Here is a 14,199-nt window from a genome sequence, read left to right as displayed (position 1 = left end):
GCGCGCCTCTGGCGCGCTGCCGGGCCCAACGCGTTTGACGGCATCTTTGATGCGGGCAAACAGGACGGGAGCTTTCCCTGTGTAATTCTTGCTTATCAAAGCTGAGCGAACAGCTCCGACAAGCGGCGCGTTTCGTCTTCGATCCCGAAGGGTGCATTCAACATGAACATACCTGATCCGACCATGCGATGACCTTCCCGCGCCGGAGGGAACGTGACCTCATGGCAAATCGTTTTGGGATATCCAGCGGATTTCAGAGACGAAATCATAGCCTTGTGACGTGCATCCGTCAGGATTGGATACCAAAGTGCGATCACACCCACATTCCATTTGCGGTGCAGCTTCGCGATCACCCCAGGCAAACGGTCATACTCGGCTTTCACTTCATAACTGGGATCGATCAGCATCATGCCCCGCCTCGGGGTCGGAGGCAGCAACGATTGGGCCAACTCAAACCCATCCTGCCGATAGACCTTCGCCCCGAAAGGAGACAGCGCCAGTGAAAGTGCCGTATGTTCCTGCGGATGCAGCTCGGCGAAATGCAAGCTATCCTGTTTTCGCAGCAGGTTGGCCGCAATCAGAGGTGAACCGGGATACGCTTGCACGCCGTGACTGGCCTGTATGGTATCCAGCACCCGCGCCATTGGATGATCGGAATCAAACCAACCTTCGCGCCTGACGCGCCCGATCCCGGCGACAGATTCACCCGTTCGAACCGCCTCAGCCGCGTCAAGGTGATATAGTCCACGCCCGGAGTGCGTTTCGATATAGCTGAGGGGTTTGTCCTTTTGGGTCAAATAACGCAGCGTCCACGCCAATAAAGCGTGCTTTTGTACATCAGCCAGATTTCCTGCGTGGTAAATGTGTTGATATGAGAGCATCTTGCCTTCTAAAGTCCCCATCAATAAGGCGGAAAGGTGCTGACTGTCGCGGAATCAGCCCTTTAACCGGGCGAGTTGGCACCCTATAAGGCATCCGTCCCGGAACCGTCGAGTCGCGGGCAGTGGAAATTCTGACAAACGGGATCAGGGAAATATGGGCATCTTTGGCAATCTGGGCGGCCTGTTCACAGCGGACATGGCTATCGACCTTGGAACAGCGAACACGCTGGTTTATGTCAAAGGGCGCGGAGTGATCCTGTCTGAGCCCTCGGTCGTTGCCTACCACGTCAAGGATGGGGTCAAGAAAGTCCTTGCTGTTGGCGAGGACGCCAAGCTGATGTTGGGCCGGACCCCGGGCTCCATTGAAGCCATCCGTCCGATGCGCGAGGGTGTCATCGCGGACTTCGACACCGCCGAAGAGATGATCAAGCATTTCATCCGCAAGGTGCATAAACGCTCGACATTCTCGAAACCCAAGATCATTGTTTGCGTCCCTCATGGCGCAACCCCGGTTGAAAAACGCGCAATCCGCCAGTCGGTTCTGTCCGCAGGCGCGCGCCGCGCGGGCCTGATTGCCGAACCAATTGCGGCTGCGATTGGCGCGGGGATGCCGATAACCGATCCGACCGGCAACATGGTTGTCGATATCGGCGGCGGTACCACCGAGGTCGCGGTTCTGTCGCTGGGCGATATCGTCTATGCCCGCTCGGTCCGCGTTGGTGGCGACCGGATGGATGAGGCGATCATCTCGTACCTGCGGCGTCAACAGAACCTGCTGGTGGGTGAATCAACTGCGGAACGGATCAAGACCACCATCGGTACCGCACGGATGCCGGACGATGGCCGTGGCCAGTCGATGCATATCCGGGGTCGCGACCTGCTGAACGGTGTGCCCAAGGAAATCGAGATCAGCCAGGCTCAGGTGGCCGAAGCGCTGTCTGAACCCGTGCAGCAGATTTGCGAGGCGGTAATGACAGCTCTGGAAACCACGCCGCCCGATCTGGCTGCCGATATCGTGGACCGGGGTGTTATGCTGACCGGAGGCGGAGCTTTGCTAGGTGACCTTGACCTTGCTCTGCGCGAACAGACCGGTCTGGCCGTGTCGATTGCCGATGAAAGCCTGAATTGTGTGGCTTTGGGCACGGGCAAAGCACTCGAATACGAAAAACAACTGCGCCACGCGATTGACTACGAAAGCTAAGGCGCGCACCCTGATCGGGTGAGAACTCGGGCACGAGCAGCACGGGAAGGTAACCTGTGGCAAAGGACCGATCACAGCGCGATGAATACACGACACCCCTGCGCCGATTGCTTCTGGGGATCGTTGTTCTGTGCCTGCTTGGTATTTTCCTCGTCTGGCGCATTGACAGCCCGCGCGTTGAACGGTTCCGCGCGCAGGTGGTGGATACGGTTGTCCCCTCGATGGAGTGGGCGATGGTTCCGGTCACTGCGCTGGTGAACCTGTCTCGTGATTTCCAAAGCTATCAGCGGCTCAGCGAGCAGAACCAGGAATTGCGCAGCGAGCTGCGCCTGATGCGCGCCTGGAAAGAGGCCGCGCTGCAGCTGGAACAGGAAAACGCCCGCCTGCTGGACCTTAACAATGTTCGGCTTGATCCGCGCCTGACCTATGTCACCGGGGTGGTGATGGCGGATAGCGGCTCACCCTTTCGGCAATCTGTGCTGCTGAACGTGGGGGAGCGTGACGGGATCGTGGATGGTTGGGCAACGATGGACGGGATCGGAGTGGTCGGGCGCATATCGGGTGTTGGCCCGGATACCGCGCGCGTGATCCTGATGACCGATGCCTCAAGCGCGATCCCGGCGACGATCCAGCCTTCGGGGCAGACGGCGCTGATCGCAGGTGACAATACTTCGGCCCCTGCAGTGGAGTTTCTGGAAAACCGGGAACTCGTGCGACCGGGCGACCGGGTCGTTACATCAGGCGATGGTGGCGTGTTCCCCGGTGGCTTGCTGATCGGTCAAATCACGGTTGATCCCGGTGGCAGGTTGCGCGTGCGGCTGTCAGCAGATTTCGAGCGGCTCGAGTTTCTGCGCGTACTACGCTATCAGTCGGCCCCACCAATCACGGAATCCGGTGATATCGTCGGCCCGCGTCAACCCGAAGCATCCTTGACCCCATCCGAGGTCAATGATGGATAGGTCGGTCTCAGGTCTGTGGGCCAAGCGCGGTCTCTATGTCGCTCTGGCGGCATTTGTGGTGTTTCTGCACCTGTTGCCGCTGGATACAAAACCTGATCGCCTGCCCTTTCCTGACATACTGATCGCTCTTACTTACGCTTGGGTTTTGCGGCGGCCGGAATATATTCCGATCCTGATCATTGCCATGGTCATGTTCATGGCCGATTTGCTGTTGCAACGCCCACCGGGGTTGCTTGCTGCGTTAGTGGTTCTGGGTGCAGCCTATCTTCATTCCACTGCAGCTGGCATGAAAGACAGTGGGTTTGTGGGCGAATGGGCAACCGTCGGGGCAGTGATCACGGTTGTGTTTGTGCTCTATCGACTCATTCTTGCTATCCTCTCGGTGCAACAGGCAACTCTGGGACCGGTAGTGGTGCAAGTTATTCTGACAATCGCAATCTATCCTGTGATGGTTTTGATGAGCCAAACTGTGTTTGGCGTAAGGCGCAAATCTGTTGCCGACAGCACGATGCCACGGGTGCGGCCATGAAGCAGCGCAAACCAAAGCCCAAGGGCCTTGCTTACAAACGTTTGCCGCGCCGCGCCTTGATCCTCGGTGGGCTACAAGCGGCCTTTATCGGGGGGCTGGCAGCCCGGATGCGGTTCATGCAGGTGGATCAAGCGGATGAATACCGTCTGCTGGCCGAAGAAAACCGGATCAACATCCGTCTGATCCCACCAACCCGGGGCCGGATATATGACCGGAACGGGCAGATCATAGGATTAAACTCTCAGTCCTATCGCATCGTCATCGTGCGCGAGGATGCAGGCGATATCGACAAGGTTATCGCCAAGCTTTCGGAACTGATCCCATTGACCGAGGATGAGATCGAACGTGCCATAACCGAGATGCGTCGATCGGCCCCGTTTCTGCCGGTCACACTGGCTGATCAGGTAACTTGGGAGGATATTTCAAAAGTCGCAGTCAATGCCCCTGCATTGCCTGGCGTCACGCCCGAGGTCGGCATGACGCGCCAGTATCCACGTTACGAGGATTTTGCCCACGTTGTTGGCTATGTCGGCCCGGTCAGCGATTACGATCTAAGCCAAATTGAAGACCCTGAACCGGTACTACGTATTCCAAGGTTTCAGATCGGTAAGGTCGGGCTGGAAGCCAAGCAAGAGATCACATTGCGCGGTAAGGCGGGCGCCAAGCGGGTTGAGGTCAACGCCACAGGCCGGGTGATGCGCGAGCTGGACCGCCAGGTCGGTGAAGCCGGGGCAGATTTGCAATTGTCAGTCGACGCCAATCTGCAGCAATACGCGCAGGCGCGATTGGCTGGGGAAAGCGCCGCTGCGGTCGTGATCGATTGCGAAACCGGCGACATTCGCGCCATCAGCTCGGCCCCCAGCTTCGATCCGAACCTGTTCGTGCGTGGGATCTCGGTGGCGGACTATCAGATGCTAACGCAGGACAAGTATCGCCCGCTTGCCAATAAGACGGTGCAGGGCACCTACCCTCCTGGATCGACTTTCAAAATGATTACCGCCATGGCTGCGCTCGAAGCCGGGGTGATCAGCCCTTCCAGCACGGTGTACTGTCCGGGTCACATGAAAGTGGGCAGCCGCCGCTTTCACTGCTGGAAACGCGGCGGGCACGGGACGGTTGACCTTGAAACTTCGCTGAAGCGCAGTTGCGACGTCTACTATTACGACGTGGCAATACGCGTCGGGATCGACAGGATTTCCGAGATGGCACGCACCTTCGGACTGGGTATCAAACATGACATTCCGATGTCTGCCGTTGCTGCCGGGCTTGCCCCCAATCAGGAATGGAAGCAGCGGGTTCACGGACAGGACTGGCTGGTAGGCGACACCGCAAACGCGTCGATCGGTCAGGGGTTCATGCTTGCCTCACCGCTTCAATTGGCCGTGATGACCGCGCGTTTGGCGACAGGTCGCGCCGTGCAACCACGCCTTGTTCGATCAATCAATGGGGTTGAGCAACCCTCGGGCGCGGGTGAACCGCTGCAGGTGAACCGCAACAACCTTGAGCAAGTGCGCAAAGCCATGTTCACAGTCTCGAATAACAGGCGTGGCACCGCGTATCGCAGTCGCATCATCGCCGATGAGTTCCGCATGGCAGGCAAAACCGGCACCAGTCAGGTGCGCAATATTACCAAGGCAGAACGCGCCGCAGGTGTGATCCGAAACGAAGACCTGCCATGGGAGCGTCGAGACCACGCCCTGTTCGTCAGCTTCGCCCCCTATGACAATCCGAAATACGCTGTGGCTGTGGTGGTGGAACACGGCGGCGGCGGCTCCAAAGCCGCGGCCCCAGTGGCGCGCGATATCATGCTGCAGGCACTCTACGATGGCACGCCACCGCTCGAGGCGTATCCGGCCGGAGACCGAGAGCGCATCAAAGAACAACAGAAACGGCTGGAGGGTGACCGTCGCCCCAAAGCGCGTCCTGACGAGAAGGACCGCGCATGAGCTATCTTGAATATGCCGTCAAATCCACGCCGTCAGGGTTTCGCAAGTTCCTTTATATGAACTGGCCGCTCACCCTGTTGCTGATCAGCGTGGCAAGCGCGGGGTTCCTGATGCTCTACTCGGTCGCGGGTGGATCCTGGATGCCGTGGGCGGAACCGCAAATGGAACGGTTCGGTCTGGGCTTGGCAGCCATGTTTATCATCGCGCTTGTGCCTATCTGGTTCTGGCGGAACATGTCGGTTGTGGCCTATCTGGGCGCGATCGGTCTACTGATCGTGGTCGAACTGTTTGGAACGATCGGCATGGGGGCGCAGCGCTGGATTGATCTGGGCTTCATGCGGCTGCAACCCTCAGAAGTAATGAAAGTGGCGTTGGTGATGGTGCTGGCCGCCTATTACGACTGGCTGCCGGCGCACAAAACCTCGCGCCCGCTCTGGGTGATTATCCCGGTCATTCTGATCCTGATCCCTACATTCATGGTGCTGCGCCAGCCCGACCTAGGCACATCGATCCTGTTATTGGCTGCTGGTGGTGGTCTGATGTTCCTTGCCGGGGTGCATTGGGCCTATTTCGCTGCCGTGATTGCAGCGGGGGTTGGCCTGATTGCTGCAGTGTTCAACAGCCGAGGGACTGAATGGCAGTTGCTCAAAGATTACCAGTTCCGACGCATCGATACGTTTCTGGATCCTTCAACCGATCCGTTGGGAGCGGGATATCACATCACGCAATCGAAGATCGCTCTGGGTTCGGGGGGCTGGAATGGGCGCGGTTTCATGCAGGGAACGCAATCACGTCTTAACTTCCTGCCCGAAAAACACACCGATTTCATCTTCACCACCTTGGCCGAAGAGTTCGGCTTTGTCGGCGGCATCACACTGTTGATCCTTTACGGTCTGATCCTGATCTTCTGCATGGTCACGGCGCTGTCGACCAAGGATCGTTTCTCGTCTCTGGTGACACTTGGGATCGCGCTGAATTTCTTCCTGTTCTTTGCCGTCAATATGTCGATGGTGATGGGGCTGGCCCCAGTGGTCGGAGTACCGCTGCCGATGGTCAGTTATGGCGGCTCGGCCATGCTGGTCCTGATGGCCGCCTTTGGCATCGTTCAAAGCGCCCATATACATCGTCCCCGCTGAAAGGTTTCCCATGCCCGTGAATGTCCTGTTTTCCGCGCGCCCTGAGTTGTGGCCCGAGTATGAAGCTCTGATGCATCAATACTTGTCGGACGCAGGGCTAGATTTTCATCTGGCCACGGACATCCCTGCCGGTCAGGTCGACTACATCGTTTACGCCCCGAACGGAGGGGTGCAGGATTTCTCCCCCTTCACACGGCTCAAGGCGGTGCTGAGCCTCTGGGCGGGGGTTGAGAAAATCTCGGGTAATGAAACCTTGACCGTTCCGCTGGCGCGTATGGTTGACGGGGGGTTAACGCAAGGCATGACGGAATGGGTGGTGGGCCATGTGCTGCGCTATCACCTTGGGATGGACCAACACATTACGTTACAGGATGGGGTCTGGACACCTGATGCGCCACCACTGGCCCAGCAACGCACCGTCTGCATCTTGGGTTTGGGCGCATTGGGTGAGGCATCGGCCCACGCGTTGGCAGCGTTGAATTTCCATGTCATCGGTTGGAGCCGTACCGCCAAGACTATTCCCGGCGTGACCTGCCTGCATGGTAAGGACGGGCTGCGCGATGCACTGTCCCAGGCCGAGATAGTGGTTTTGCTGCTGCCAGATACTCCGGCGACCGAAAACACGCTCAACGCCGAAACACTGGCGCTGTTGCCGAAAGGGGCCAAGATCATCAATCCGGGTCGCGGGCCGCTTATCGATGATGAGGCCCTGCTGGCCGCGCTGAATTCAGGGCAGGTCGGGCACGCCACGCTGGATGTCTTCCGCACCGAACCCCTGCCGACCGAGCATCCCTATTGGGCACATCCCAATGTGACGGTGACGCCACATATAGCCTCGGAAACCAGACCTGTTACCGCAGCTCAGGTGATCTGCGAGAACATTCGCCGAGGTGAAGCGGGTGAACCCTTTCTCCACCTCGTTGACCGAAAGCTTGGGTACTAGGCCGCGATCAGCCCGCGGCCTTTCAGCAAGGCTTCGACGCCAGGCAGACGTCCACGGAAGGCCAGATACAGCTCTTCCGCCTCGCGGGATCCGCCAGTTGACAGGATGTGTTCCTCCAGTGCCTTGGCGCGTTCGGGATCAAACGCACCGCCCGCTTCTTCAAAGGCGGCAAAGGCGTCGGCATCCATGACTTCGGACCACATATAACTGTAATAGCCCGAGCTATAACCGTCGCCCGCAAAGACATGGGCGAAATGCGGGGTGGCGTGGCGCAATCCAATGGCCCGAGGCATGCCGATTTCGGCCAGCACCTCGGCCTGTTTCTCCATCGGATCAGCGGGGGCAGCCCCCTCATGAAACGCCAGATCGACCAGGGCCGAGGCGACATATTCCACCGTCTGGAACCCCTGATCGAAATTGGCGGCCTGTAGCACCTTCTGCAACATCTCTTGCGGCATCGGTGCGCCGGTTTCGGCGTGGGTCGCGAACTCGGCCAGTACATCAGGCACTTCCAGCCAGTGTTCGTAAAGCTGGCTGGGCAGTTCAACGAAATCACGCGCCACCGAGGTGCCCGAGATGCTCTCATAGGTCACATTGGACAGCATCTGGTGCAGGGCATGGCCGAACTCGTGAAACAACGTTCGGGCGTCATCATAGGACAAAAGCGCTGGTTCACCTTTGGCAAAGTTACAGACGTTGATCACGACCGGAGCCTGTTCTTTCGGGTATTTCGCCTGCCCGCGCATTGCGCTGCACCATGCACCCGACCGTTTCGATCCGCGTGCAAAGTAGTCACCGATGAACACCGCAATATGCTGCCCGTCACGGGTCACCTCCCACGCACGGCAATCGGGATGATAGAGCGGCACATCAAGCGGCGCGAACTCCAGCCCGAACAGCCGTGTGGCGCAGGCGAAAGACGCCTCGATCATCCGGTCCAGTTGCAGGTACGGCTTCAGCGCCGCTTCATCGAGATCATGTTCGGCCTTGCGGCGTTTCTCGGCATAGTAGCGCCAATCCCACGCCTCCAGCGGGCCATTTACGCCATCCTCTTGCATCATTGCCGTCAGCACCTCGGCATCTGCGTCGGCGCGGGTTTTGGCGGGCTCCCACACATCCAACAGTAGCTCTCGCACGCGATCTGGTGTGCGGGCCATCTCGGTCTCAAGCTTGTAGGCGGCGAAGCTGGCATACCCCAGCAGCTTGGCGCGTTCTTCGCGCAGGCGCAGGATGTCCGCCGCAATCTCGCGGTTGTCGGTCTCACCTCCATTCGCCCCCCGCGCAATCCACGCGCGATAAGCCTTTGCACGCAAATCCCGGCGGGGCGAGAATTGCAGAAAGGGCACGATAATCGACCGAGAGAGGGTCACCACCGGGCCATCCGCCCCCTTTTCCTGACCCGCTGCGCGCGCTGCATCGATAACAAAATCCGGCAAGCCTTGCAGGTCTTCTTCGGTCAAATCCATGAACCAGTCGCGTTCATCCGCCAGCAAGTTCTGCGTGAAGGACGTGCCCAGAGACGCCAAACGGGCCTTGATCTCTTGCATTCTCGCATCGTCGGCGCCGGTCAACGCCGCCCCCGCCCGCACGAACCCGCGATGAGACAGCATCAAAAAGCGCGCCTGTTCATCGGTCAGGTCCAGATTATCGCGCCGGTCCCATAAATCCGCCACCCGCTTAAACAGTGCTTTGTTTGATGAGATGCGTGAGTAGTGTGCCGCCAGCTTGGGTGAAAATTCGCGTTGCAGTTCTTCACGCTTGGGGTTGCTGTCCGCACCTGCAACGGTGAAAAAGACCGACAGAACCTTATCCATCTGCTCGCCTGCAGCCTCCAGCGCTTCGATCGTATTGGCGAATGTGGGCGTGTCCGGACTCGCTGCTATCGCCTCAATCTCGGCATCATGTGCGTGCATCGCCTGTTTCAGCGCGGGGGAAAAATCATCATCCGAGATTGTGTCAAACGGTGCGATTTCGAAAGGCGTGTTCCAGTCAGAAAGGATCGGGTTGGTCATTGAGGTCTCCTTTGACCTCATAGCTAAGACCGCCCGACACAATGATCCAGAGCTAGTCTGAACTTTGAACCCCTGACCCGCAAATCGGGCAATCTGCGCGGCGCGCCAGGGTGATCTTGCGGCTTTCGCCGTAAAGCGCATCGTAGATCAACATCTCACCCCGCAACGCCTGCCCAGCGCTGGTGATGACCTTGATCGTCTCAATCGCCATCATCGAACCAACCACGCCGGGCAGTGGGCCGATCACCCCTGCCTCGGCGCAAGAAGGCGCAAGGCCGGGGGCGGGTGCTTCGGGGAAAATGCACTGATAACATGGGCCGGTGGTGGCAGGGTCAAAGACGCTGAGCTGCCCTTCCCACTGCGACAGCGCGCCAGATATCAGGGGTTTTCCCAGTGCAACCGCCGTACGGTTTGCAAGGTAGCGGGTGTCGAAATTGTCAGTGCCGTCGAGGATCAGATCAAAATCAGCAAACAGATCTGCTGCAATCTCTTCGGTCAGGCGACGGTGGTACGGCAAGACGACCACGTTGGGATTCTGCGCCACCATCGCCTGCTGGGCCGAGAACACTTTGGGCATGCCGATATCTGCGTCGCGGTGGATCACCTGCCGCTGTAGGTTGGCGTTCTCGACCACGTCATCGTCGATCACGCCGATTGTTCCCACTCCGGCGGCAGCCAAATATTGCAGGGCGGGCGCGCCGAGCCCCCCCGCACCGATTACCAGCACTCGCGCCTGTTTCATTCGCTTTTGGCCGGGACCGCCCAGTTCACGCAGAACGATGTGGCGGGCATAGCGTTCAAGCTCGGTCTCGCTGAACTGTTCGGATGGCTTGGCGGGCTCCGACGTCTGGCCGGACGCGGCGCGATTTCGCAACGCCTTCAAACCCCGCCCATAAAGCAGCACCAGCACAGCCGCTCCAGCGAGGATCAGCCACATCGCTGCCGACCCACCGGTCGCCTGACGCAACGGGTTTCCCTCAGGCAGCAGAAGTTGAGCAATAATCACGCCTGTCAAGAGCGCGCCAACAGAAACCAGCCGCGCGCTGCGCGACACCCCGGCGATATAGCCGACACCCCAAAGCCCGGCAGCAAGGATCAGAACCAGCAGCATCAGCCCCGCCCGGTTGAACCGAACCCGCCCGCGCCGCGATCAGTCTTGGTCAGAGCCTCAACGTCCTGGAACATGGCCTGCACCACCGGTGCAACGATCAGTTGCGCGATACGTTCGCCATGCGCAATCTCGAAGGGGTCCTGACCCGCGTTCATCACGATCACGCCCAATGGCCCGCGATAGTCGCTGTCGATTGTACCCGGAGTGTTGGGCAAGGTGATCCCGTGTTTCAAGGCAAGGCCCGATCGTGGACGCACCTGAACCTCGAACCCCTGCGGAATTTCGATCCTAAGGCCTGTCGGTATCAGCGCACGACGGCCCGGTTCCAGAATAATAGACGTACCATCCGGCAGATTGGCGCGCACATCCGCCCCGGCAGCACCCGCGGTTTCGTATGAAGGCAAGGGCACCAACGGGTCAGCCCCCTCCTCTCGGATCACGCGAATTGCCACCATACCTGTACCTCTTGTCTTTATGGCTGCTATCTGGTCAACGCGCCGGCGATCTTGGCTGCTAACCGCTTTGCCACATCATCCTTGCCCATACGCGGCCACTCTTCGGCACCTTGCTCTGAGATCAGGATCACCGCATTCTCAGAACCGCCCATGATACCTGTCGCGGGGCTGACATCATTCGCAACGATCCAGTCACATCCCTTGCGGGCACGTTTGGCCGTAGCATGTTCGATCACGTTGTCTGTTTCGGCGGCAAAACCCACCACCAAATCGGGCCTGCCACTTCCCATTCGCGCGATGCGCTTCAAAATGTCGGGATTCTCGGCAAACTCTAGCGCGGGCACCCCGTCGCGGCTTTTCTTCAGCTTCTGGTTCGAGGCACTGGATACCCGCCAATCGGCCACTGCAGCTGCAAATACCCCCGCATCCACCGGAAGCGCCGCGTCGACCGCATCCGACATTTGCAGCGCGGTCTCTACACGCACGACCTTTACGCCGTCTGGCGGAGGCACGTCAGCCGGACCCGTAACAAATGTAACATCGGCCCCCAGCGCAGATAGCGCGCGTGCAACAGCTGTTCCCTGAGCGCCCGACGATCGGTTGGCGATGTATCGTACCGGATCAATTGGTTCATGTGTCGGACCCGATGTCACCAGAATACGTTTGCCAGCCAAAGGCCCATCCCCGAACTGCGCCTCGATCGCCGCGACAATTTCAAGTGGCTCCGACATGCGGCCCGGACCGTATTCACCGCAAGCCATATCGCCTTCGTTCGGGCCGACAAAACGCACGCCGTCTGCTTCCAGTTGCGCATGGTTACGCCGGGTTGCGGGATGCTCCCACATGCGGACATTCATCGCAGGCGCACACAGAACCGGCGTATCGGTCGCCATCAAAAGGGTCGAGGCCAGATCATTAGCTAACCCGCCTGCCATCTTACCCATCAGATCGGCCGTTGCCGGAGCAACCACGATCAGATCAGCCGAACGGGAAAGCTGAATATGACCCATCTCCGCTTCATCGGTCAGATCAAAGAGATCTCGATAGACCTTTTCACCGGCCAGGGCAGACACGGATAACGGAGTTACGAATTCTTCGGCAGCACGCGTCAAAACCGGCGTGACCGCCGCACCACGTTCCCGCAACCGCCGGATCAGGTCCAGCGACTTGTAGGCCGCAATCCCACCGCCGATAATCAGCAAAATACGTTTCGATGACAGCATGGCTCGCCCTTCCCGTCCCGGTCGGCCCTGACATTAGGCAACGCTGGCGGGCAGTTCCAGCAGTTAATTCTGCACCTCAAAGGCTTTGCAGGGGTCTTCTCGCTCGACTGTGGGGCTATCGATAACAGCATCAAAATCCCCGCTCACGACCCCATCTTCGGATTGTCCAAGTACAAAGACCTTCAAACCGGGGCGCAGTCGCGACAGAAAAGTCGGAATTCCGCGATCCTTACGGGCATGGCCATTGCCAGTGATGACCGCGACAGGCCCACCAGTTTCGTCGGTGGCGCGCAGAATGGCTCGGGTCAACACAGCGTCCCTCAGACGTTGAATGGCTACCATCTGCGGTAGAACTTCAGCGGGCAATGCGTCGCAATGTGCCGCCAGTTGATCAGCCTCGCGTGCGGCTTGATCTTCATCCGACAGGGGTACCGTCAATCCATATCTGGCCGCATCAGCCCCCAACGCTGTGGCCGCCCCGCGTTCCATAGCAGCGCGGGCCGCCTCACGCGGAACCATCGCGCCATACACCGGCACATCCGCGGCCTGAAAAATGGGGTAGTACATTCTGAGAGGCGGCCAGCCGGATTCTGCCCAGCGCAGAATTCGGGACAGCTCCTCGGGATTGGTTGCCGCTTTTTGAGCCAACCGCTGAGCACCTTCTTCGGTCACCATCTCCCAGACAACCGCCGTGGGCGTGATTGCTTCAACTGCTTCGGCTTGGACCAGATGATGCTGAGGGTTGTCATGTATCTCGCCCAGAATGACGACATCCGCGGCCCGCATGTCGGCCAACACGTCCTGAGGGATAAATTCAGCAGCTCGAACCGTTTGAGGCAAAGTGGCGAGCAACACAAAAGCTGTAAGAATCGCAAGAGGTTTCATGCGAAGAAGTGTTGCACCTCGCGCGATTGCGCTTCAAGGTTCTTGCGCATCTTTGTGAACGCTGCCGCCTCGAGCTGGCGCACACGCTCTTTCGACAGGCCAAGCTCTTTCCCAAGACTTTCCAGCGTCCGGGCAGGCTCACGCAGTTTTCTTTCGCGAACGATAAACCGCTCGCGATCGTTCAAAGCTTGCATCGCCGCCACCAGCCATTCGCGCAGTTGCTGGTTGTCGTGGCTGTTCTCTACTACCTCGGCGGCTTGTTCGCTGTCATCTTCCAGCGCATCAATCCACTCGCGCCCGTCCTCATCTGCAGACTGCACCGCATTCAGCGAGAAATCGGACCCTGCCAGACGGCCTTCCATCATCTCGACATCACGCAGCGGGACTCCGATTTCGGCGGCAATCTTCTGATGCAACTGATGGCGATCCAGCTCCAGCCCCTCAGTTGCGGCTTCGCGCTCCAGACGCGCCTGTACCCGACGCATATTGAAAAAAAGCGATTTCTGGGAGGAGGTCGAACCAGTGCGCACCATCGACCAATTGCGCATCACATAATCCTGAATGCTGGCCTTGATCCACCACACTGCATACGTTGAAAACCGCACACCCCGATCCGGATCGAACTTGTCGGCGGCTTTCATCAAGCCCAGTCCCGCCTCCTGAATCAGATCATTCATCGGCGCGCCGTAGCGTTTGAATTTCGCCGCCATTGATATCGCCAGCCGCATATAAGCCGTAATGAGGCGATGCAGCGCCTGCTCATCGCGTTCATCGCGCCAGGCATAGGCCAGTTTCAGTTCTGTCTCGGCATCCAGCAACTCGGCCTTCATTGCCTTACGGGACATCGAAAAATCATGTGCGTTGTCGAGTGCCATGCAATTCTCCCCTTTTATCACGGGCGATGGGCCGGGCTTGCCT

Annotated in this window: 13 protein-coding genes; 6 read left to right on the top strand and 7 right to left on the bottom strand. The window is 58.9% G+C overall.

From position 1 onward, the window contains the following. Positions 1 to 95: 95 nt before the first annotated feature. Entirely contained in the window at positions 96 to 881 is a 786-nt protein-coding gene (locus ACR0AH_RS14645; RefSeq protein WP_480592494.1) for a 23S rRNA (adenine(2030)-N(6))-methyltransferase RlmJ, read from the bottom strand. Between the two features lie 154 nt (positions 882 to 1,035). On the opposite strand from ACR0AH_RS14645, the gene ACR0AH_RS14640 reads away from it, so the two are divergent. The 6 genes from ACR0AH_RS14640 to ACR0AH_RS14615 are packed head-to-tail and all read left to right on the top strand — an operon-like array spanning position 1,036 to position 7,595. Next, positions 1,036 to 2,082, top strand: a complete 1,047-nt coding sequence (locus ACR0AH_RS14640) for a rod shape-determining protein (protein WP_039523195.1) — start codon at positions 1,036 to 1,038, stop codon at positions 2,080 to 2,082. A 56-nt stretch (positions 2,083 to 2,138) separates the two neighbouring features. Beyond that, positions 2,139 to 3,041: a rod shape-determining protein MreC gene (mreC, locus tag ACR0AH_RS14635; RefSeq protein WP_170408296.1), complete on the top strand. Its 903-nt coding sequence runs from the start codon at positions 2,139 to 2,141 to the stop codon at positions 3,039 to 3,041. Further along, complete coding sequence (locus ACR0AH_RS14630) at positions 3,034 to 3,570, top strand: rod shape-determining protein MreD (protein ID WP_170423786.1); 537 nt, start codon at positions 3,034 to 3,036, stop codon at positions 3,568 to 3,570. Before mreC ends, ACR0AH_RS14630 begins: the two co-directional genes overlap by 8 nt. After that, the gene (mrdA, locus tag ACR0AH_RS14625) at positions 3,567 to 5,516 is read left to right on the top strand and encodes a penicillin-binding protein 2 (protein WP_170733605.1); all 1,950 of its coding nucleotides are present in this window, start codon (positions 3,567 to 3,569) and stop codon (positions 5,514 to 5,516) included. Before ACR0AH_RS14630 ends, mrdA begins: the two co-directional genes overlap by 4 nt. Beyond that, entirely contained in the window at positions 5,513 to 6,652 is a 1,140-nt protein-coding gene (gene rodA / locus ACR0AH_RS14620) for a rod shape-determining protein RodA (protein ID WP_170395892.1), read from the top strand. The genes mrdA and rodA overlap by 4 nt, the downstream gene beginning before the upstream one ends. A gap of 10 nt (positions 6,653 to 6,662) precedes the next feature. Then, positions 6,663 to 7,595: a 2-hydroxyacid dehydrogenase gene (locus ACR0AH_RS14615; RefSeq protein ID WP_480592491.1), complete on the top strand. Its 933-nt coding sequence runs from the start codon at positions 6,663 to 6,665 to the stop codon at positions 7,593 to 7,595. Here ACR0AH_RS14615 and ACR0AH_RS14610 read toward each other — a convergent pair. The 6 genes from ACR0AH_RS14610 to ACR0AH_RS14585 all read right to left on the bottom strand — a co-directional run bounded on the left by ACR0AH_RS14610 (position 7,592) and on the right by ACR0AH_RS14585 (position 14,156). Further along, positions 7,592 to 9,607, bottom strand: coding sequence for a M3 family metallopeptidase (locus tag ACR0AH_RS14610; protein WP_480592489.1), 2,016 nt, complete (start codon positions 9,605 to 9,607; stop codon positions 7,592 to 7,594). The genes ACR0AH_RS14615 and ACR0AH_RS14610 overlap by 4 nt on opposite strands. A 52-nt stretch (positions 9,608 to 9,659) precedes the next feature. After that, a complete protein-coding gene (locus ACR0AH_RS14605) occupies positions 9,660 to 10,718 on the bottom strand; it encodes a HesA/MoeB/ThiF family protein (protein WP_480592487.1) in 1,059 nt (352 codons plus the stop codon). Continuing rightward, entirely contained in the window at positions 10,718 to 11,173 is a 456-nt protein-coding gene (dut, locus tag ACR0AH_RS14600) for a dUTP diphosphatase (RefSeq protein WP_480592485.1), read from the bottom strand. Before dut ends, ACR0AH_RS14605 begins: the two co-directional genes overlap by 1 nt. 26 nt (positions 11,174 to 11,199) lie before the next feature. Beyond that, complete coding sequence (gene coaBC, locus ACR0AH_RS14595; RefSeq protein WP_480592484.1) at positions 11,200 to 12,396, bottom strand: bifunctional phosphopantothenoylcysteine decarboxylase/phosphopantothenate--cysteine ligase CoaBC; 1,197 nt, start codon at positions 12,394 to 12,396, stop codon at positions 11,200 to 11,202. Positions 12,397 to 12,459: 63 nt separating this feature from the next. Beyond that, positions 12,460 to 13,281, bottom strand: a complete 822-nt coding sequence (locus ACR0AH_RS14590) for a ChaN family lipoprotein (protein ID WP_170395880.1) — start codon at positions 13,279 to 13,281, stop codon at positions 12,460 to 12,462. Beyond that, positions 13,278 to 14,156, bottom strand: coding sequence for an RNA polymerase factor sigma-32 (locus tag ACR0AH_RS14585; protein WP_170566354.1), 879 nt, complete (start codon positions 14,154 to 14,156; stop codon positions 13,278 to 13,280). The genes ACR0AH_RS14590 and ACR0AH_RS14585 overlap by 4 nt, the downstream gene beginning before the upstream one ends. Positions 14,157 to 14,199 lie beyond the last annotated feature (43 nt).

It is taken from the genome of Ruegeria sp. AM5, assembly GCF_056540645.1.
The sequence above is the reverse complement of the archived record's forward strand: the minus strand, read 5'-3'. Positions and strand labels throughout refer to the sequence as shown.

What these genes read in the sequence shown, in the direction of transcription:
- ACR0AH_RS14645 (WP_480592494.1), bottom strand. Translation starts at nt 881, where the DNA reads ATGCTCTCATATCAACACATTTACCACGCAGGAAATCTGGCTGATGTA.
- ACR0AH_RS14640 (WP_039523195.1), top strand. Translation starts at nt 1,036, where the DNA reads ATGGGCATCTTTGGCAATCTGGGCGGCCTGTTCACAGCGGACATGGCT.
- ACR0AH_RS14630 (WP_170423786.1), top strand. Translation starts at nt 3,034, where the DNA reads ATGGATAGGTCGGTCTCAGGTCTGTGGGCCAAGCGCGGTCTCTATGTC.
- mrdA (WP_170733605.1), top strand. Translation starts at nt 3,567, where the DNA reads ATGAAGCAGCGCAAACCAAAGCCCAAGGGCCTTGCTTACAAACGTTTG.
- rodA (WP_170395892.1), top strand. Translation starts at nt 5,513, where the DNA reads ATGAGCTATCTTGAATATGCCGTCAAATCCACGCCGTCAGGGTTTCGC.
- ACR0AH_RS14615 (WP_480592491.1), top strand. Translation starts at nt 6,663, where the DNA reads ATGCCCGTGAATGTCCTGTTTTCCGCGCGCCCTGAGTTGTGGCCCGAG.
- ACR0AH_RS14610 (WP_480592489.1), bottom strand. Translation starts at nt 9,607, where the DNA reads ATGACCAACCCGATCCTTTCTGACTGGAACACGCCTTTCGAAATCGCA.
- ACR0AH_RS14605 (WP_480592487.1), bottom strand. Translation starts at nt 10,718, where the DNA reads ATGCTGCTGGTTCTGATCCTTGCTGCCGGGCTTTGGGGTGTCGGCTAT.
- dut (WP_480592485.1), bottom strand. Translation starts at nt 11,173, where the DNA reads ATGGTGGCAATTCGCGTGATCCGAGAGGAGGGGGCTGACCCGTTGGTG.
- coaBC (WP_480592484.1), bottom strand. Translation starts at nt 12,396, where the DNA reads ATGCTGTCATCGAAACGTATTTTGCTGATTATCGGCGGTGGGATTGCG.
- ACR0AH_RS14590 (WP_170395880.1), bottom strand. Translation starts at nt 13,281, where the DNA reads ATGAAACCTCTTGCGATTCTTACAGCTTTTGTGTTGCTCGCCACTTTG.
- ACR0AH_RS14585 (WP_170566354.1), bottom strand. Translation starts at nt 14,156, where the DNA reads ATGGCACTCGACAACGCACATGATTTTTCGATGTCCCGTAAGGCAATG.